15 protein-coding genes and 2 pseudogenes are annotated in these 19,757 nt (G+C 48.4%); 3 read left to right on the top strand and 14 right to left on the bottom strand.

The window, feature by feature from the left end; genetic code table 11:
• Window positions 1-16: 16 nt before the first annotated feature.
• The 11 genes and pseudogenes from AC50Y5_RS01960 to AC50Y5_RS01910 all read right to left on the bottom strand — a co-directional run.
• Window positions 17-919, bottom strand: coding sequence for an ABC transporter permease (locus AC50Y5_RS01960; protein WP_056029930.1), 903 nt, complete (start codon window positions 917-919; stop codon window positions 17-19).
• 166 nt (window positions 920-1,085) lie between these two features.
• Window positions 1,086-2,678, bottom strand: coding sequence for an extracellular solute-binding protein (locus tag AC50Y5_RS01955; protein ID WP_494858093.1), 1,593 nt, complete (start codon window positions 2,676-2,678; stop codon window positions 1,086-1,088).
• A 386-nt stretch (window positions 2,679-3,064) separates the two neighbouring features.
• Window positions 3,065-5,335, bottom strand: coding sequence for a helix-turn-helix transcriptional regulator (locus tag AC50Y5_RS01950; protein WP_056029936.1), 2,271 nt, complete (start codon window positions 5,333-5,335; stop codon window positions 3,065-3,067).
• Between the two features lie 377 nt (window positions 5,336-5,712).
• The gene (locus AC50Y5_RS01945; protein WP_056029939.1) at window positions 5,713-6,369 is read right to left on the bottom strand and encodes an urease accessory protein UreH; all 657 of its coding nucleotides are present in this window, start codon (window positions 6,367-6,369) and stop codon (window positions 5,713-5,715) included.
• Between the two features lie 33 nt (window positions 6,370-6,402).
• A complete protein-coding gene (locus AC50Y5_RS01940; protein ID WP_056029942.1) occupies window positions 6,403-7,242 on the bottom strand; it encodes an urease accessory protein UreD in 840 nt (279 codons plus the stop codon).
• On the bottom strand, window positions 7,235-7,951 hold the full coding sequence (gene ureG / locus AC50Y5_RS01935) for an urease accessory protein UreG (protein ID WP_099519519.1): 717 nt from the start codon (window positions 7,949-7,951) through the stop codon (window positions 7,235-7,237). Before ureG ends, AC50Y5_RS01940 begins: the two co-directional genes overlap by 8 nt.
• 59 nt (window positions 7,952-8,010) lie before the next feature.
• Window positions 8,011-8,745: an urease accessory protein UreF gene (locus AC50Y5_RS01930; protein WP_494858084.1), complete on the bottom strand. Its 735-nt coding sequence runs from the start codon at window positions 8,743-8,745 to the stop codon at window positions 8,011-8,013.
• 27 nt (window positions 8,746-8,772) lie between these two features.
• Window positions 8,773-10,821 (bottom strand): urease subunit alpha, encoded by a 2,049-nt coding sequence (gene ureC / locus AC50Y5_RS01925; protein WP_494858082.1) that lies wholly within the window; start codon window positions 10,819-10,821, stop codon window positions 8,773-8,775.
• Window positions 10,818-11,144 (bottom strand): urease subunit gamma, encoded by a 327-nt coding sequence (locus tag AC50Y5_RS01920; RefSeq protein ID WP_056029948.1) that lies wholly within the window; start codon window positions 11,142-11,144, stop codon window positions 10,818-10,820. The genes ureC and AC50Y5_RS01920 overlap by 4 nt, the downstream gene beginning before the upstream one ends.
• A gap of 246 nt (window positions 11,145-11,390) precedes the next feature.
• Entirely contained in the window at window positions 11,391-11,813 is a 423-nt protein-coding gene (locus AC50Y5_RS01915) for an ester cyclase (protein WP_056029951.1), read from the bottom strand.
• A gap of 23 nt (window positions 11,814-11,836) precedes the next feature.
• Window positions 11,837-12,088: pseudogene (locus AC50Y5_RS01910) on the bottom strand (TetR family transcriptional regulator C-terminal domain-containing protein); the annotation flags it as partial.
• Window positions 12,089-12,509: 421 nt separating this feature from the next.
• Here AC50Y5_RS01910 and AC50Y5_RS01905 point away from each other — a divergent pair.
• Window positions 12,510-12,734 (top strand): annotated as a pseudogene (locus AC50Y5_RS01905) (MFS transporter); the annotation flags it as partial.
• Window positions 12,735-13,238: 504 nt separating this feature from the next.
• Here AC50Y5_RS01905 and AC50Y5_RS01900 read toward each other — a convergent pair.
• The 3 genes from AC50Y5_RS01900 to AC50Y5_RS01890 form a co-directional block, all read right to left on the bottom strand.
• Window positions 13,239-14,258 carry a Leu/Phe/Val dehydrogenase gene (locus AC50Y5_RS01900; protein ID WP_494858769.1) on the bottom strand — a complete coding sequence of 340 codons (1,020 nt, stop codon included), beginning with the start codon at window positions 14,256-14,258 and terminating at the stop codon, window positions 13,239-13,241.
• A gap of 341 nt (window positions 14,259-14,599) precedes the next feature.
• Window positions 14,600-14,992 (bottom strand): DoxX family protein, encoded by a 393-nt coding sequence (locus AC50Y5_RS01895; RefSeq protein WP_056029960.1) that lies wholly within the window; start codon window positions 14,990-14,992, stop codon window positions 14,600-14,602.
• A gap of 43 nt (window positions 14,993-15,035) precedes the next feature.
• On the bottom strand, window positions 15,036-16,697 hold the full coding sequence (locus tag AC50Y5_RS01890) for a helix-turn-helix domain-containing protein (RefSeq protein WP_494858079.1): 1,662 nt from the start codon (window positions 16,695-16,697) through the stop codon (window positions 15,036-15,038).
• Window positions 16,698-16,891: 194 nt separating this feature from the next.
• On the opposite strand from AC50Y5_RS01890, the gene nikA reads away from it, so the two are divergent.
• Together nikA and cntE are read left to right on the top strand one after the other, a co-directional pair.
• Window positions 16,892-18,529: a nickel ABC transporter substrate-binding protein gene (gene nikA, locus AC50Y5_RS01885; RefSeq protein WP_494858077.1), complete on the top strand. Its 1,638-nt coding sequence runs from the start codon at window positions 16,892-16,894 to the stop codon at window positions 18,527-18,529.
• Between the two features lies 1 nt (window position 18,530).
• Complete coding sequence (cntE, locus tag AC50Y5_RS01880) at window positions 18,531-19,727, top strand: staphylopine family metallophore export MFS transporter CntE (protein ID WP_494858075.1); 1,197 nt, start codon at window positions 18,531-18,533, stop codon at window positions 19,725-19,727.
• Window positions 19,728-19,757: the final 30 nt, after the last annotated feature.

Raw genomic sequence — 19,757 nt, 5'->3', positions numbered from 1 at the left:
CACCTTTCTGCAAGAGCTATAATATGCTCTCATCTGTTAGTTTTTTAGATGCATAATTGGCGCCAAGGACGAAGATGAGTCCCACTACCGCCTGGAATAAACCGACGACGGTCGCCAGCGTATATTCGCCAGACTGGATACCGACGCGGTAAACGAAGGTGCTGAGCACATCCGAATATTCGCGAACGGCCAAATTGCCTATAATATACGGCCGTTCAAAGCCTATCGTAATCATATTGCCTAGATTGATAATGAGCAGCGTGACGATTGTCGTTTTGAGGCCCGGAAGGGTAATATGCCAAATCCGTTTGAAGCGCCCTGCTCCATCAACCTCCGCCGCCTCAAACAGCTCGCGGTTAATGCCCGTCAAAGCGGCTAAATATAAAATCGTGCCCCAGCCTGCGCTTTGCCACACGCCAGTTGCCAAATACGTCACAAGCCAATCCTTTTTATCCGTCAGAAACGGAATCGCATCAAAGCCAAGCGAGCTTAATAAATTGTTAATCATGCCGGATTGCGTGCCAAATACTTGATAAACAATGCCGCCTATAATGACCCATGAGATGAAATGGGGAATATACAAAATCGTTTGCGATATTTTTTTGAACCAAACCCATTTTGCTTCATATAGCATGATTGCTAAAATTAATGGAGCCGGGAAGGAGACGATTAAATCCAAAATATTCAGCATTAACGTATTGCGAAGCGTCAAATAAAAATCCTTCATTTTGAAAACTTCTACAAAAGCATCAAATCCAATCCATTCACTGCCCGAAATGCCTTGAAACAGGTTGAAATCCTTGAATGCGATTTGCACGCCCCACATCGGTCCATATTTGAACACTAGAAAATAAAGGAGCGGAAGTGAAATCAGCGCGTAAAGCTGCCAATACCTGCGAAAATAAATGTTTGTGCTCAATGTTGTTCGCCCCTTCTTTCTTTCATTTACAGTTGGCGCAGAGGGAGCCCCGCCTATATCGGTTCAGTTCGGCTCCCCACTGTCCTCCTGTCTTTTACTTGCTTGCTAGTTTGCTAACTAGCTAGTAGCTTGCCTGCCTAGCCTATCAACTCAAACGTACGCTGCTTTACTTCGCTTCTGTGTAAGCTTTCGTACGCTCGTCCATCACTTCCTTGCCGCCACGGGACATGTAATCTACCAATGCCGTATCAAAGGTGCTGTCGAATTTATCTGGAGAAGCCATCGTTGTTTTTACGATCAATTCATCAAGCTTGCTTTCAAGCGAAGTGCCGTATTTCGTTTTGCTCTCAATCGGACGGGCAAATTTGACCGGCGCGATCGTATCCGTATCGGCAAATTCCATCGATTGGCGGACGCCTTCTTGATATTTCGTTGGCATCCCGTAAATAAAGGCTTCTTTATTTTTCTCGTCATCGCCTGCGATTCTGCCATTAGCTACGATGACGATATCGCCGAGGTTATAAATTCGGTCTTTCGCTTCCTGCGATGCATTTTCAAGCACCACTGGAATGCCATCCTTCAGCTCGTAGTTTTCGCCTACAACGCCGTTTTGCATATCGATTAGAACATTGGTCGAAGACATCCAATCCAAATATTTAACCGCTTCAGCAGCATGCTTGCTTGACTTGGGAATCATGATGTACAAGCCATTGGAAGCATATTCCGGCTTTGCATGCTGTCCTTCCGCATTCGTATATGGATCAATTGGAGCGAGAACCGCTTTCGGGTTGTTCGCCTGCAGGTTCTCATACGCCGCATCGTTATAATAAATGTTGTCGTAGTCATCGCTGAACATGCCGATTTTGCCGCTTTGAATATCCTGTGTGAGCTGCTTCTTATCTTGATCCAGCCCAAAATCCTTGCTCATCAGCCCTTCGTTATACAGCTTGTTCATAAAGCGCAAGCCTTCCTTGAAGCCTGGGAGCACCGGCAAATAATCGCGGTTGGCCAGCTGCTCATCCGTTGTCAGGCTGTTTTGCGGCTGAACGAATGACCACAGCAATGGCTCCAGCTGTCCAGGCTCAATGGTCATGCCGAGCGGAATGACGCTGCCTCCCGTTTGACCCGGGTCCTTCTCTTTAAACGCTTTAAGCGTTTCGTAAAGCTCGTCTGTCGTCGCCGGCATCGGCATGCCCAGCGCATCCAGCCAATCTTGGCGAATCCAAGATGAATATCTAGCCGTTATCGTTCGTTTGCCCGGAATGGCAAATTGTTTGCCTTCTACTTGTCCATACTCCAGCGTATCGTCGCCTAGAAACGTCTTAAGGTTTTGTCCATGCTCATTTAATAAGTCCGTCAAATCAGTGAGACCGCCTTGCTCGGCATAACGTTCGAATGTCGCTTGATCATACGTAAATACGATATCCGGCACATCATCGCCGCTTGCCATCAGCACATTCAGCTTGGCAATTTCCTCTGAACGGGGAATCGGCACGAATTGAACATCAATGCTGCTCGTTTTGCTGAAGTTGTCCTTCACGTAACGAGTTAAGTAGCTGTCTGTAATCGTATAGCCCTGCGGCGTATTGCCGCGGTCAAAAATTTCTACTTTTAATGAAGAAGCTGCGCCACCGCCTGTATTTGAGCTTGCGCTAGGTGTTTCTCCGCCTCCGTTCGAACAGCCCGTAACCAATACAGTTAATGCGAACGTACCCGCCATCCATTTTCTGACCGCCATTTTACTTTTGCTACGCTTCATTTGTTCACAGCCCCTTTTTGTTTGGTTTGCCTCGCCTGCTGAGGTAAGCTTTCCTAACCTCTCGTTGACGATGCCGCTTGTGGAGATGAGCCAAGTATGACATTATGACAGGAAATCTGACAATAAACAGAATTCCACCTCAAAAAATAGGTGGAAAATCGTCGCAAGCCCCGTATTTCCGCTGATGTGACGCTATTCCTGTAAACATACCTTTTTCCGATTCGCTGGAATTGGCCATCCAAGGTGAAACGGCTGTCGCCATCCTCTGGCGGTGCGGCGTGTTTCAGTCCGAGAAATATAAGCCTATTTATACGTGTGAAACTTATACATTCTTATATTTAAAAAAGGCCCCCGAATTTGTTCGGGAGCCGCCTTGCAGCTAAAGCTTATTCATTTGCATGATCTGGCTTCATTTCGTATTTTCTATAGTCTCCCGGCGTCACACCGACTATTCTTTTAAACACACGTCCGAAGGTGACGGCATTCGCATAGCCGACCTGCAAGGCGATTTGCTGGATCACCTCATCGGTTTGGCTCAGCAAATTTTGGGCATGCACAATGCGCAGCTGCGCCAAAAAATCAACGAATTTTGTATGAAACTCTTCCTTGAACAAATGGCTCGCATATTTCGCCGACACTTGAAACCGATCGCTCAATATGGTGAGGGACAGATCGGGATTCGTATAATGATCTTCAATGTAAGCTTTCATCTCACTAATCATCGCCCGATAGCTTTTATTTTCATTAGTCGACACATATACTCGGTAAACCTCATTCATCATTTCCAGCAGCAAAGCTTCCATCTCGGGCAGCCGTTTCGTTTTATCCAGCTCTGCCCGCCACAGCTGCGCCTGCTGTCCGACGAAATAATCTTTCAGATTGTCAGAGAGGTCCATCAGCTCTCTGCCCAGCATTTGGCGCAGCCAATGGATGAGCATGCGAATGTCATGATCCGCAAGCAGCTCAGAGCCGACCATTTGAAACAGCGTATGCACCTGCTCCCGCCATTCCTGATTGGTCAAGCGAAACATTTTCACAATGCCAGCCATGATCGGGAAATATTTATAAGACTCCATATGCGGCTGCAGCGGCACATCCGAGCCAAACACCATTTCATTTTCACCCAGTGACAATACATATTGCAGCGCCGATCCGGCGGATTGGTAGGATTCCTTTAAGCTTAAGGCGCTATCCAAATTCGCCACAATGCCGATACCGAACTTCATTGTCAGCTCGAATTGGTTCGCGGCCCACTGGTGTGAGCTCCTGACGGCTAATCGCAGCCTGTCTTTGAAAGCTTCTTCATCATCTTCTGCTTCCTCTGCGGCACCACTTGTAAAAATAATGCCCAACTGGCTGCTGCTTATCCATTCCGCCCAGCTGTCCAGCTCCCTTTCCCGTGCCAGCTCCTGAACAAGGTTCATAAGCGTCAAACGGAACGTTTGCTGATCCTGATGGGAGAAATCGCCGTAGGAGGCATCAAAATCATGCATTTCCGCAATGACGACCGCAGCATGCACCGCATGCTCCGACGCTTGCAGCACGGCTAAAGAGCGGCATTTTTCAACCCTATCCCCTTGAGCATTGCCTTCGATTAAATCGATAAAAAACTGCCGCCTGCGTATAAGCAGATTCTCATGATGCTGCATCTCATAATCTGCGGTCTGCTGAATAAGCTGCTCCAGCGCGTGGTCAATTAACGCCAGCTCGTCCCTGGTCGTGACATCTGCGGAGCGCGCGGGAAGCGCCTGAATACGGCTCATCATCACCTGAATGGGCTTATAGTTTTTGCGCGTAATATAAATGATATAGAGGACGGCTAGCAATAAGGTAGCCAGGCCAATAATAATCCATACATAAGAAATGACGGATACCCATGCAAACAGCTGCCCCGCGCGCAAGCCGCTGCTGAACGTCCAGCCCAGCTTTGGAGATACTAGCGTCGTTAACACCGTACCCTTCTCGTCGATACTTCCCGTTCCTAAATTGCCTTTCGGAAAAATAGTTTGGCCCTGCTTCCCCGTCACATGAAAAAAGGAAACGTTGCTGCGCGTCATATCATCAATCATCCGGCCTATCGGATAAGCACCCAAATTAATGACCAAAACCCCCTCCTCGCCGAACGGAAGCGGCAATCGCTTATGCATGCTGATTACTTCCTCCGGCTTGTCGGATTCCAGCAGCTTAAAGGAGCGAATTTGCGACCAGCCCTGAAAAGCTGGTTCATCCAGCGCCTGCTCCAAATAAGCGCGATCAGCAAACACCTCTTGCGTCGTAAACCCATATTTACTAACGATTCGCTGATCGGACAGACGGTATATATACATGGAATCCAGCAGCTCATTGTTGCTTTCCATGACCCATAGCTTTTTGGCGAGCTCCATAAATTCAGGACTGCCCTTCTCCACATCGCCCGCAAGAAATTGTCCGTAAATCGGATCATTTTCCATTTGGCGCAAAATTTCCATCTCTACTTGATTGAGCGCTCTGTCCAGACTATCGACGACATAGGAAGTGGAAATGCGGCCCGCCTTCTCGGTTTCATTCCGTGAAATCTCATTCACAATAAGGAAGGAGAGAAAAATGACGATAGATATCGTTAAAATAAAAATCGGAAAATACGAAAATAGCAATCTGCGATACCAATTTTTTGACATATGCCTCACTCCAAATCTGACAGCATCGAAATTGCCATGCGATTATTCCTTACAAACGCCCTGTTAATGGCAGCTTTTCTAACATTGTATCAGATATATCGAGAAAACAAAGCTTAATTCAAAAAAAGATGGCAGGAAAACCCTTACATTTGCAATGTAAGGGCTATATAAATGGACAAAGAAAAACGGGAATGCCTCGGAGCATCGGTCAGCCCCTCACATTCCCTTGTAGTCGTACCGCTTACTATATAAAACGCAATAGCCTCTTCAGCGTTGTCATTAAACCATAAAAATGTGGTGATTTTTTTGCATGGATGGCTGCTCTTTTAATTGAATCAATACTTTTCACATCGCAAATACGCCATACCTTGTACTACCTACACCCATAATCCAAACAATCCTTCATTCACGCCTAGGTTGTACATATAATACAAACCAAATACAGCGCTAACGACGCCGGTTGCCCCGATTAGAACGCGATTCAGCTTAAAGCGGCTGGAAGAAAGAATAAACGGAATGCTAATGAAGGTAGTAAAGCATAACATGCCGATTACCGTACCAACGCCAAATACGACGATATAGATCAGCCCTTCGCTAATACTATTTACGGTGCTCATCGTCAAAACGACCATCGCTCCGCTGCCAGCGAGGCCATGAATGAAGCCAATCAGCAAAGATTTACGATAGGAGCCGTGAAAATGCTGACTATCCTTCGCACCCGCAATCGCACGCCTGTTTCTAAGCGAAATCATCGTATTTACGCCCAGCACAACGATCATGACACCAACAAGAAATTCTAGCGACATCGCCCATTTTTCCGTCATCTCGCTTCTCATGGCCATGAGGATAAACCCGACAATAAACAGCGTCAGCGAATGCCCGATTCCCCAAAACACGCCGGAAAAGGCGGACTTAACAATATGCTTGCTTTTAATCGCAATTGTGGATACCGCAATGACATGATCCGGCTCAAGCGCATGCTTGATGCCCAGCAGAAACCCGATAGCCAGTACAGAGAGTATACCTGCATCCATTTCATAACCCCCTGTTTTTTAATTTTTATTCCACTACTTGCGCAGCTGAAAAGCATCCTTACCTAACAGCAGCGGGCGCAGCTCGCTCCAAATGACATGGAACAGCGCCTCAAGCTCTGCTCCGCTATTGCCAAGGCAGCGCACGACTAGGCCATTCGCCTCCAAGAGCGACACCCCGCCGTATATCTCCTGCCCTAATCTACTACTATTTGACGGCTTCACATTCGAATAACTGTCCAGTATACGCCGCACCGCATCCACATGCTCTGCTGTAATCTTTTCAGACAAAAACCAAAAATTCCCAAAATGAGAATAACCCCCAAGCACCGATTGGGGCGGAAACTTCGGAGGCTCCAGCCTTAATGGGTCCCATACGACAAGCCGATCCTCCCAATACACCGCCAGCTCGCTGTGCAGCATCTCGTATTCAAACGTTTCTCCGTAACCCGCACGGCCAGGCGTAATGATCTCACTCATCAAAAGCTGTGCCCCCCGCTGCAGACGAACTACCGTATTCCCCTTATAACGGACATCCTTATAAGGAACGAGCGGCCCTGGAAAATACTCCAGTACAGCATCTTTCCCGACTCGAAAAAGATTGTTCTGTCCGCTCGTCGCCTCGCCCATTCCCGGATGCAGCTTGCACGAAGACTGTGTCGTAAGCAGCAGATGTGCGTTCTCCCCTACTAGGCAATCCAGCTCCTGAACATCCCCGCCGAACAGGCCGGGAGATGATTCCATTAAATAAATAATCATCTCGCCGGATGGCCCTTTGAACGGGCGGGTAATTTTCAGCGGTGCTTGATGAGCCGAATAGCTTAAAACATTTTTTCCATTAATATAGTCAATTTCACCCTGCCATCGGCTATGCATGGTCGTGATGATGCTCGTGATGGTGGTGATGAGTATGGCTATGCTTTAGGGCTGGGCAAGCTGCGATAATCCATTCCACGACTTTAGCGGCACTTTCTTCGCTTTTGAGATTGGTCATTACAAATGGACGGTCCCCGCGCATCCGCTTGGAATCCTCGCTCATCACCTCAAGGCTAGCGCCAACATAGGGGGCGAGATCGATTTTATTAATGACGAGCAGATCGGAGCGGGTAATGCCCGGCCCGCCTTTGCGCGGAATTTTTTCGCCTTGGGCAACATCAATGATGTAGATAAACATATCAACCAGCTCTGGGCTGAATGCTGCCGCCAAATTGTCGCCGCCGCTTTCAATGAACAGCAGATCCAGGTCGCTAAAACGCTCCTCTAGATCCTCGACCGCCTCCATATTCATCGATACATCCTCGCGCACAGCGGTATGCGGGCAACCCCCTGTCTCCACTCCAATGATGCGCTCCTGCGGCAAAACGCCTGTTTTGGTCAAAATGACCGCATCCTCTTTCGTATAAATATCATTAGTAATTATGCCGATGCTGTAGTCCGGATACATGATTTCGCTGATTTTCTCCAGCAGCGCTGTTTTCCCCGAGCCGACAGGACCGCCTACTCCGATACGAAGCGCTCTTCCTCCTTGAAACGGCGTGCTGTTCCAGCTGTCATGGGCATGGCTATGATTTGCTCCTCCACACATATGCTCATCTCTCCTTCATCTTTTTTAATTGCCAACGCGACGGCTAGCTTCATCCACCATTAAGACATAAACAAGCGGGAATACAGACTTTCATGGCGCATAGCTGCAATTTCCTGCATGACGTTCGCGGTATACATCTGGCTTGGCAAAAGCGGCTCCGCTGTTATCGCCGCCGCCTCGCGCTCCAGAAGCGGAAACAAGGCGGTCATTATTTTTTGACCATCGGTCTGGCCCAGGCTCCACATTCGAATTAAATTTTGCAGCATGCTGTTAACCGTCTGATATAAAAAGCTGAGCACCGCCATATGAGGCGTCAGCTGCAAAAACGCGCAAATCCAGCCATGAACGATCGCCGCGTTCGCGTCCCCGCGCTCATGCTTGATCCAAGCCGCATAATCGCCCAGCAGCGATTCGGGGTATACCGCCTGCACGGTATGCAAATACCGTTTGCCGATTTTGCTTGCCCCTTCTCTGGACTCCCGCGCCAGGCGCGTGCCCGTCATCCGGCGCGATAAATCCAGCAGCTTCAACTTAATCTTTTCCTGCTCCTGCTTCTCAGACTGCTGCCTGGACTGCTGCAAGTAGGCTGGCACCCAAATGGCGCTCCAATACACGCCAGTGCCTTCAATAGGGGCAACGGTGCCTTGAATATAACCTTCCATCCATGTTAAAAAATCGGGAATAGTTCGAATTCGCTCCTCCTGCACATACGTTTCTAGGCCAAAGGAGTGGGAAAATGCCCCTGTCGGAAAAGCCGAATCTACTAATTGTGCCACTTGCAAAAAAGACATCATCCTTGGCTTCTCCCTCCAAGCGAGCTTCTAAAATAAGTAGTACCGCTGCGCCATCGGAAGCACGCTCAGCGGCTCACAGATCGCCTGCTCGCCATCGACCAGCACCTCGTACGTATCTGGATTAACGGTAATTTCCGGCGTTAAGTTATTAAGCAGCATGTCGCGCTTGCCAATCGTGCGGCAGCCCGATACCGGCAGCACCTGCTTCCCAAGGCCCAACTGCTGCTTAATTCCAGCTTCAGCTGCTGCTTGCGATACGAAGGTAATACAGCTGCTGTATTTCGCCTTGCCATGCGCTCCGAACATGAGCCGACCGATTTTGGGCTCCGGCGTTGGAATCGAGGCATTAGGATCACCCATGATCGCGAAGGCAGGCATTCCGCCCTTCAGCACCAGCTCCGGCTTTGTCCCGAAAAATGCCGGCTTCCACAAGACGAGATCCGCCCATTTCCCCGCTTCTACCGAGCCTACATATTCTGAAATGCCATGTGCAATCGCTGGATTAATCGTATATTTAGCTACAAAACGCTTTACCCTGCTGTTGTCGTTGGCACTCGCCTCTCCCGCTTTGCCATCCTGGCCAGCCCCACCATCTCCAGCCAATGGGCCGCGCTGGCGTTTCATTTTATCGGCCGTCTGCCATGTACGGGAAATGACCTCTCCCACTCGGCCCATCGCCTGTGAATCAGAGCTAATAATGCTAAGCGCCCCCAAATCATGCAAAATATCTTCCGCTGCAATCGTTTCAGGACGTATGCGTGAGTCAGCGAAAGCGACATCCTCGGGGATGTTGCGATCAAGATGATGGCAAACCATCAGCATATCCAAATGCTCTTCTATTGTATTAATCGTAAAAGGCTTTGTTGGATTCGTTGAAGACGGAATGACGTTCGAATGCCCTGCGAGTGTAATAATATCCGGCGCATGGCCGCCACCCGCCCCTTCGGTATGGTACGTATGAATCGTCCGTCCATTAATGGCTTTAATCGTCTCTTCCACAAAGCCCGCTTCATTCAGCGTATCGGTATGAATCGCTACCTGGACGTCCATTTCATCCGCGACCGTGAGCGCCGCGTCGATAACAGCTGGCGTTGAGCCCCAATCCTCATGAATTTTAAGGCCAATCGCCCCTGCCGCTACTTGCTCGCGCAGCGTCTCCAGGCCGGATGAGTTGCCTTTGCCAAGAAAACCGATATTCATCGGGTATTCCTCAGCCGCCTCCAGCATGCGATGAATATGCCAGCTGCCCGGTGTACAGGTCGTTGCTTTCGTTCCCTCTGCAGGCCCCGTTCCTCCGCCAATCATCGTCGTTACACCTGAAGACAGCGCCGTTTCGATTTGCTGCGGGCAAATAAAATGAATATGCGTATCGATTCCACCCGCAGTAATAAGCTTCCCTTCTCCGGCAATGACCTCTGTGGAAGCGCCTACGATGAGCTCAGGATGAACGCCCTCCATCGTATCTGGGTTGCCCGCCTTACCAATAGCGATGATTTTCCCATCCTTAATGCCAATATCACCCTTCACAATACCGACGTAATCAATAATGACGGCATTGGTAATGACCGTATCGAGCACATTCTCATCCCGAGTACGAAAGGCTGACTGCCCCATGCCATCCCGCAGCACCTTGCCTCCGCCGAACTTGCATTCATCACCATAATGGGCATAATCGCGTTCAATTTCTATAAACAGCTCTGTATCAGCGAGCCTCACTCGATCGCCTATCGTCGGCCCAAACATGCTGATATAGGCTTCTCTAGAAATCGGCAAGCCCACCTGTTTATCCTCACCCTCAGTACTTAACGGCGAGGCCGCTCCGCCATAAGCTACGAGCTGAACCGGCTTTTCCTCGCCTGGCTCGAAGCGCACAGCCGTTCCAGATGGAATATTGAGGCGGAAGCCTTCTGCTGCGGCACGGTCAAAATCCAGCTTAGGATTTACTTGTGCAAATGGAAAATGCGACCCTACTTGAATCGGCCGATCACCACGATTCATTACTAGTACGTCTCTTACTATGCGACCTGTATTTTGCCAAACGACATTCTGCTTCGGAACTACCTCGCCGGGAATCATTGTTCACTCCCCTTCCTTCGCGGAACAATGGGGTCATGAATCGTAACTAGCTTCGTTCCATCTGGAAAAGTGGCCTCGACCTGCACCTCATGAACCATCGACGAGATACCCTCCATCACATCTTCCTCAGCAAGAATGGTACGCCCGTAACTCATAAGCTCAGCTACCGTCTTCCCGTCCCTTGCCCCTTCCATAATCTCATAAGTAATAATGGCAACGGCTTCGGGATAATTAAGACGCAGGCCGCGAGCTTGCCTTCTCCGTGCCAAATCGGCTGCCAGCACGATAAACAGCTTTTCCTTCTCTCTCTCCAGCAAATACATAGCTACACTCCTTTAATAGCGTCATCTTCCCATGTTGTATAAACTATATAACTCTTGTCATATATACTAACATGAAAACCCTTATTTTTGGATATTTTGAACAAAAAAATAAATATTGCGTCCGAACGCCAGCCAGCCTCATATAAAAAAAGCCTCCAGCCCCACGAGATCCGTGGTTCTGAAAGCTTCTTATGCGCCATCTAATTCACCTCAGTGAAGGCCACCGTACTGCTGTTAACAATTAACTTAAAGTTTAGCATTTTGCTCCAATTGGACACGAATGCCTTCACGATCGATTTGAATCCAATATTCAACGATTTTTCCAGCTTCAACCCTATAAACCGCACTTGCGATTTCAACAATCGGTTTTCCTGTCGGCACAAAACCGTCTATCTCGCCCAAATGGGTGCCCACCTGCTTCCAGCGCACGTAAACCTGGTCATCCTGTACTAAAAATTGTTCAACGGTTAATGTAAACTCCCCATATATATGCATCATTTCGCGGACATGAGCTGCATAATCCGCTGGCGACCGCTCTACCGTCACTTCCTTTTCCGATTTAACCTGATGGGCCAATACGCGTTCCGCCATTACTCCATGTACCGCTTCAAGCTCCTTACCTGAACGGACCTTTTCAAAAAATTCACGTACAACCTGCGCAGCCGACATCCTCATCCCTCTTCCCCTACTGGCTATGAATCTAGCAAGCTCAATATCATATTCATGCTATTGTCAACAAAAGAACGATCAGACACAACCAGCGTTTGGGCCAATCCCTTGGCGTTGATATTGGAATCAAGCTCGCCCGTACTAACGCCTCGTTCAATCATCTCCTCAAAAATAACAGAGAGATACATCTGATGCTCTCTCGTCAAAATTTCGAATTTCTCATCATGAGGGGACAGCTCCACCGTCGTATTGAGGCAAAAGCACCCACACTCGGGCCATAGCAACCTCCAATTTAATAACGATCGGTATACTATTATTTTAAAATCGAATAGGCATATTGTCAACATAGAAGCATTCAAACCTTGACAAGTGTATGGGTTTAAAATTATAGTAATCAAGCATAATTATGTACTGATCAGTATTTTATATTAGGCAAGGAAAAGCCCTTACAAAACTGAATGCATGAAGGAATTATTTTTGATGATGAAAAAAAGAACACCGTCTGCGAACCTCGACGCCGCAGCCGTACTAGATAAGTCCAAAGAAAGCCCCGTTCCGGCTTTATCGCGAAAAAAAGCGTTATTATTCGCCTTCGCCTGCGGGCTTGCCGTAGCGAATATTTATTTTGCCCATCCCTTGCTGGACGCTATTTCGGGCGAGCTGGGCATAACCGCCGCCTCGATAGGTATTTTTCCATTAATAATAGGTATTATCTTGCTGGATTTAGCCGTACAGGCCGTACATGTCACCAATCAGAGCATGATCCTCAGCATTCGACCGGAGGCGCGAAGCAGACTGACTGCCGGTTATATGGTATTTTATTCGACAGGCTGGGGCGGTGTATGCTGGCTAGGGGCAGGCGTTAGCGCCATAGCACTCCTTTTTTGGGCGGCAACCCGGTTGCCGAAATCTGCTGCTTAGCTCTCCCTTTTTTTCAACGACGTTTCCGCCAATTGTATTGGGGTTTCCATTGCTTTAGGCCGTTATCCCCTTAGCTCAGAAAAAAATATCGGCGCACCATTTGGCACAACGCTTCTGAGCTGAGGGGATAACTTAGCAAAGCGCAAAAAAACATCAGCGTTTCGCATGAATGATACAATTGCGGCGGAAAGACGCACAACGAAATCAGTATGAATTCTAAATACATAGAAATAGCTGATGTGCACAAGCTAATAATTCCCCAGGAAATAAAGGAAAATATTACGGCTATCGTAAGAAGCTTGCGAATGCCTTTAAACATCTTGAAAAACTCAGTTTTCCCAGTGATTAACTTAAAATTCTCACCCGGGTCATCATGAATGCAACCACTCCCGGAATAATCAGCAGCATATGAGCCACATAGGGGCTGCGTTACGATTGGTGCAAACTGGGCAAGCACACCGGGACGGTTGCAACTCTATCCATTGCGTTCGCGGAATTTCACCACTAAACAGAGACCCGATGTTTATTTATCCGCATCTCCGCCAGACGATCCGCTGCACGGAAAGAAGGAATTTGCTGCTCTTTCGATATTTCAAAAATACGCTGGAGTTGGCTGTAAATTCCCTCTACCTTGCTCAGCACTCGCTCCCTGTTATAGCCATACAATTCGTCAGCGACATTCATTAAGCCGCCGGAGTTGACGACGTAGTCTGGAGCATATAATATGCCTTGGGCCGCGAGCTGATCGCCATGCTTTTCTTCCTTCAGCTGATTATTGGCAGCACCAGCAACCACCTTCGCCTTAAGCAGCGGAAGCGTATCATCATTAATAATCCCACCCATCGCGCATGGAGAAAAAATATCGCATTCGACGCCATAAATATCATCCACGCCGACCATTATTGCCCCAAACTCAAGCACAACACGCTCTGCATTTGCTTGCACGACATCGGTCACAATCAGCTTTGCGCCCGCTTCATGCAAATAGCGGCATAAATGATAGGCAACGCTGCCTACACCCTGTACCGCAATCGTTTTTCCCTTTAGTTCAGTTGTCCCAAAAGCTTCAAGGGCAGCAGCTCGAATACCATGAAATACACCTAGTGCCGTAAAAGGCGAAGGATTACCTCCACTTCCAAACTTTGGCGATACTCCCGTAACGAATTTCGTCTTCTCACGAATAAAATCCATATCCGCCACAGTCGTCCCTACATCCTCCGCCGTGATGTATCGGCCGTTCAATGTCCCAATGAATCGTCCAAACGCATGAAACAGCTCCTCGCTTTTATCCGTCATGGGGTTGCCGATAATGACCGCCTTGCCCCCTCCCAGATTAAGCCCTGCAACGGACGATTTATAGGTCATGCCTCGCGCAAGCCGGACGACATCGTGGACGGCGGCCTCCTCCGTTGCATAGGGATGCATGCGAGTACCGCCAAGCGCTGGTCCAAGCGTCGTATCATGAATAGCGATAATCGCCTTTAAGCCCGATTTGTGATCATAACCAAAAACGAGCTGCTCCATCCCATATTGCTCCAACCGCTCAAAATACAAAACACCCACTCCTATCTCCATTCAAATAATGTCAGATATAATAACACTATAATCATCCATGAGGTTCATAAAGGCTTTAATCGTTTTAGAATATCCCTCTCGATAATCTATTCTTTAAAGCTATGATTTGACTCATCAGCTTGCCTAGCCAACCAGGCAAGTTTTACTAGACGGTTTGCCTTCGATGGATCGCCCTTATAGATGGGCTGCAAACAAAAACAGCCTTATTTTCTCGGCGACCCAGAACCGTAATCGTTCTGGGCGCGAGCAAATAAGGCTGTTTAGACAAGCGACTACATCCTATTCCTCTTTTATTTTTGAAAAGGAATTAATTTACGCACCTGCTCGTTCCGCAGCCAAATGCCACCCCAAGCAAGCACAGCAAGATATACTGGAAATAATGTGTTGCTCAGCAATGGGGCATCCAAACGCAGATGCGTCGCGATAACCCCACCGAAATAACCGGTCAGCAGCACAACGCCGAGGAACGACGTACGCGGCAGCGCATATAAAATCGTGGAAATGAGCGCAAGCACGCCCAAAATGACAATATGATGCTCCTGAAACCCGAGCTCGAGTGTTGATTCCACTACAACCGCAGGCTTAATCAGCTTCATAATGCCATCAAACAGCATAAACAAAATAACCAAACCGCTCATGATCCATGATGTCCAAAGCCGTCCTTTTGAAGTGCGAGCATACATCGATAGTTCCCCCTACGTTTTTGAAAATATTGTACCACATCTGCTACGGCAAGCGGAAAATTCGCGGCAGCGCGGGTAAAAGCCTGTCCCTTGTAATGGGATCATCGAAATTCCATTTGGCTTCCGTTACATAAACCCGGCTGATGTCCAACGACTGCCAATACGCGCTTTTTGTAATGCGCGCCGCCTCGGTTCTAGATCGCTCGCTCTCCCCTACTAATAAGAATAGGCGGTCAGCATGATATTCACTCATTTGCTCCAGAGCAATCGCTTGGAAAAGAATTCCCGCTTCAATTAATTGCCTTACTTTGTCTGCTGGTTCAAATGCCATCGGATGGTAAAGCGTCAAGGCGATGCCTCTCATGCCCATGACATACAAATCACCATCTACTAGGACAAAAATAGCAGCCGTTTCCCTTTCCTTCGTATATAAAGCCAAATGCCGCCACATCTCCCCGGCTTTGCGCTCATAATGTTCAATCCATTGCTTGGCCTGCTCTTCCTTCCCGAACAGCTCCGCCACCTGCATGAGCCGGTCATAGGTTGGCTGCAAGCGATCAATCGATACGGTAGGTGCTATTTTGGACAGCTCCTCCATTCGATCCTGCCGGAAGCTGCTGTAGAGAATCAAATCCGGGCATAGCGCCTTCACCTTGCCGAGCTCCCCCAGCAAGCCAATATCTGAAATATTTTTCAGCTCATTGCGATAAACGACCTTTCGGCCAATAACCGTCATGTCGGCTCCTACTGGCCTAATGCCCAGAGAAAGCAAATCGCCAAGTACATAACCAACTACAACGATTCGTGAAAAAGGGCTAACGTCCTGCTTAATCGTCGGATGGCTGACGCCGCGAGTTTTGGCATATTGCTTCGGAGTCAGCCCCATGGCATGCCGGAACCTGCGGGCAAAATAATATTCATCCTTGAACCCTGCCTGGCGGGCAATTTCACGTAAAGGATCATTGGTCAGCAGCAGCAGTTCCTTCGCCCGATTCAAACGAAGCTCCGTCAAATAATCGAGCGGCTTTTTGCCAGTTAACGTTTGGAACAATGCGCTATATTGCCAGCGGGCTACACCGGACATTTTCGACAGCTGCTCCACGGTTATCTCCTCACGGTAATGCTCTACCATATAAGCGATGCTTTCCTGAACGGCCAGCTTAGCATCCGATGAGGAACGTGAAGCTGCCACATGCTCCATCAGCAACACAAGAAGCTCCTGCAGCCTAATCTGCTGCTTGAATTGGTCCACTTGCTTGCAGCTTTGATGATTTGCAGCTCCCTCAGCAGCTTGCTCCAGCAAATCAACGAGCCGCGCCATTGCAGTCACATCAATTCTCGTCTCATAGGGCAAGGTTAAGCCTATTTCTTGCGCTGGTTCCCGTTCTCCTACTCGATAAGCATCGAAAGCAATCACATATACCGCTCCCCGATGATCGCCTGGCTCACTTCCTTCCACTTGCGCCTTTGCCCCAGGAGCAAGAAGAAAGCACGCCCCTTTTTCGGCATAAATAGAATGGCCCTCCAGATGGAGCTTGCCCCCGCTTTGCGCAAAAGCAATGAGGCGATGTCCTTCGCTTTCTAATGTATGAATCGATCGGTCAATTGCACAATCTACTATGTTAACAGACGTAAGAATATACAAGTAAGGCAGCGATAGGGAAGCTGATGTTTCATCAGGTTTTAACAAGGGATGTTCATCCATCGGCGTGCTCCCTTCTCATCATAATTGTATTAGTATATCGGAATATAACTGGGCTATCAAGAAACATCCGCGCCCGCTCTTCATTTTGTCCAATAAAAAAACAGACATTTCTCTATTGCTAGCCAAGTGAAGAATCCTTAGTATTATTGAACGTAATAATCATTCTCAATAGATGAAAAGGGGTACCTGCAAAGATGTCCAGAATAAAAAGAAATACCACCCTGCAGACGATTTCCGTTCTGTTCGTATTAGTCATGCTCGCAATGGGATGCTCGCAGCAAGAGGCGGCCTCTAATGGCAACGAGGCGGGAACAAGCACAGCCGCACCGCAGGAACAAGCGATTACCGTTGCTTGGCTAAGAGATATAGGTCCGCTTAATCCTCATGTCTACTATCCATCGCAATTATTTGCACAGTCCATGCTCTATGAGCCATTGGTCAGCTACAACGAAGGCGGAGAGCTTAAACCGCTGCTGGCTGAGTCATGGGTCATTTCAACCGATGGCAAGGAATATACGTTCAAGCTCCGCCAAGATGTTAAATTCGCGGATGGAACGCCGTTTAACGCAGCCATTGTCCAGAAAAACTTTGATGCAATCATGCTTAACAAAAGCGTCCACAGCTGGATTGGACTCGTCAAAGTGCTTGAAAAAACGGAAGCTGTCGATGAATTTACGTTTAAAATAACGCTGACCTCTCCCTACTATCCAACCTTGCAGGATTTGGCGATTGTGCGGCCTTTCCGTTTTCTCGCCGAAGCCGGGTTCCCGGATGACGGAGATACGACGAAAGATATCAAGCAGCCGATCGGCACCGGACCTTGGCAGCTCGCTGATTATAAGAAAGATGAATATGCGGTTTTCACCAGAAATCCGAATTACTGGGGAGAAATGCCGAAGCTCGACAAAATAACAGTCAAAATTATACCGGATGGTGAAACACGGGTTCTCGCTTTCGAGAAAGGTGAGCTGGATCTGATTTTTGGCGAGGGCGCAATCAGTATGGACGCTTTCCAGCAATTAAAGGATTCAGGCAAATATGAGACTGGGCTATCCGAGCCTGTTGGCACAAGAAGCCTGCTGCTCAATACGCTAAACGACAAGCTGGCTGACCACCGGTTGCGCCTTGCGCTTCAGCAAGGCTTTGACAAAGCAACCATGGTAGATGGCGTAACGGGTGGCGTTGAGGAAGCTGCCAACAACATTTTATCCAAAAACTATCCTTATTCCAATATCGACTTTGAGCCTATCGGTTACGATGTGGCGAAAGCAAATGCCTATTTGGATGAAGCCGGGTGGAAGCTCGAAGCTGGTAAAACGGTAAGGGAAAAAGACGGCCAGCAGCTCGAGCTTGAGTTAATGTACGATAAGGGCGACCTTATTCAGAAAGCGATGGCCGAAACGATTCAATCCGGGTGGGCCGAAATTGGAGTCAAGCTGAACCTCAATGCTGTTGAACTCGCGATGATTCCTCAGCGCTTGCGGGAAGGCACCTTTGACATCCACTTCTGGTTCAATTATGGCGTGCCTTATGATCCGCATACGCTTATTAATTCAGTCAGGGAGCCGGGCTTCGGTATATCGGAAGCACATAGCAGCCTCCCCATGAAGGCGGAACTGGATCAGCAAATTGTCACCGCACTCGCTTCCACGGACGAAGCGGAACGCCAGCAGTTGTATACATCCATTTTAAAAACATTGAATGAACAGTCGGTTATTTTGCCAATCTCTTATATTAAACAAACCGTCGTTTACCAGAAAAACTTGAAAAACTTCAAATTTCCCGCCAGTCGTTGGGATCATCCTTTTGAAGGGCTCGAACTGAATCCGTAAAATGGGCAAAAGCATAGCTGTATCCGTATCCCCGCCTTTTATGCGGCTTTATATTGTTACCTTTTTATTTTTCAGCGCGAATCCGATTATTAATATCGTTGTTCCGCTGCGCGGGAAAGCCGAAGGAGCAAGCAATGCCGAAATTGGCATGATGATGGGCGCTTATATGCTTACCAGCATGCTGCTTCGGCCTTGGGCCGGCAATGTGGTCGCCCGTTTTGGCCCACAGTTTGTGCTGCGTTTATTATTGCTCGCAAACTTTATTATTTTGGCATTGTACGCGCTTCTCGGTCTGGAATGGTATTTTCTGCTGCGTGCGCTGCAGGGCGTGACGACCGCCTTTTTTTCCTTGGCGCTGCAAATGGGTATTGTCGATACGCTGCCTGAAAAGGAGCGTTCGCAAGGACTGTCGCTGTATTTGTTAGCTGGCATGCTGCCAACCGTTGTCCTGCCTATGGCTGCCCTTTATTTATGGAATTGGGGCGAACTGTACTCTTTCGCAGCTGTCCTGCTTATTATTGGCGTTACAGCAGGCTTTGTGGGGTATAGTTCCCCCCTTCCTTCCCGCTTGGCCAGTTCTAGCACTGGTGTGAAGACAAGCTCTACACTGGCGCAGCTTAACCAATTATGGAGCAATCGGGCTTTTCTCGTGTGCAGTACGGCCATGATCATTGCTTCTATCGGCTTTGGTGCTGTCGTAACCTTTATTGCCCTGTATACGAAGCAAAGTGGGGTCGGCGATGCCGGCATTTATCTCATGATTCAGGCTGGCATCATCGTCATTTCCCGCTTTGCACTGCGGACAAAGCTGCCCTCCGATGGCAAGTGGCCTGCGGGCTTAACGATTAGTTTGCTGTTGTGTATGACGATAGGTACCGAGCTGCTAGCCTTGTCCATCCATTGGGGAGCCGCCTATATGTATGTGGCAGCCGGATTAATCGGGCTTGGCATGGCTCTGCTTTATCCAACCTTAATGACCTATTTGACCTTTGTGCTGCCAGCCGCCTCCCGAAATACGCTCATTGGCTTATTTATCGCCATGTCCGACCTCGGCGTTGTGCTCGGCAACATGGCGATGGGGCCAGTCGCCGATCATTTATCCTACTCCGTTATGTACAGCATTTGCGCCTTATTATTGCTTTCCGCTGTTGCGGTTGTACGCATAAGCGGCCGCCGCTTGAAATCGGAATTCCACTAATATATACACGAAAAAAAGCTCATTGATCGG

It is taken from the genome of Paenibacillus sp. JT22N7, from assembly GCF_059383875.1.
Note: the sequence above shows the minus strand (reverse complement) of the source record. Positions and strands in the feature narration are given on the sequence as shown.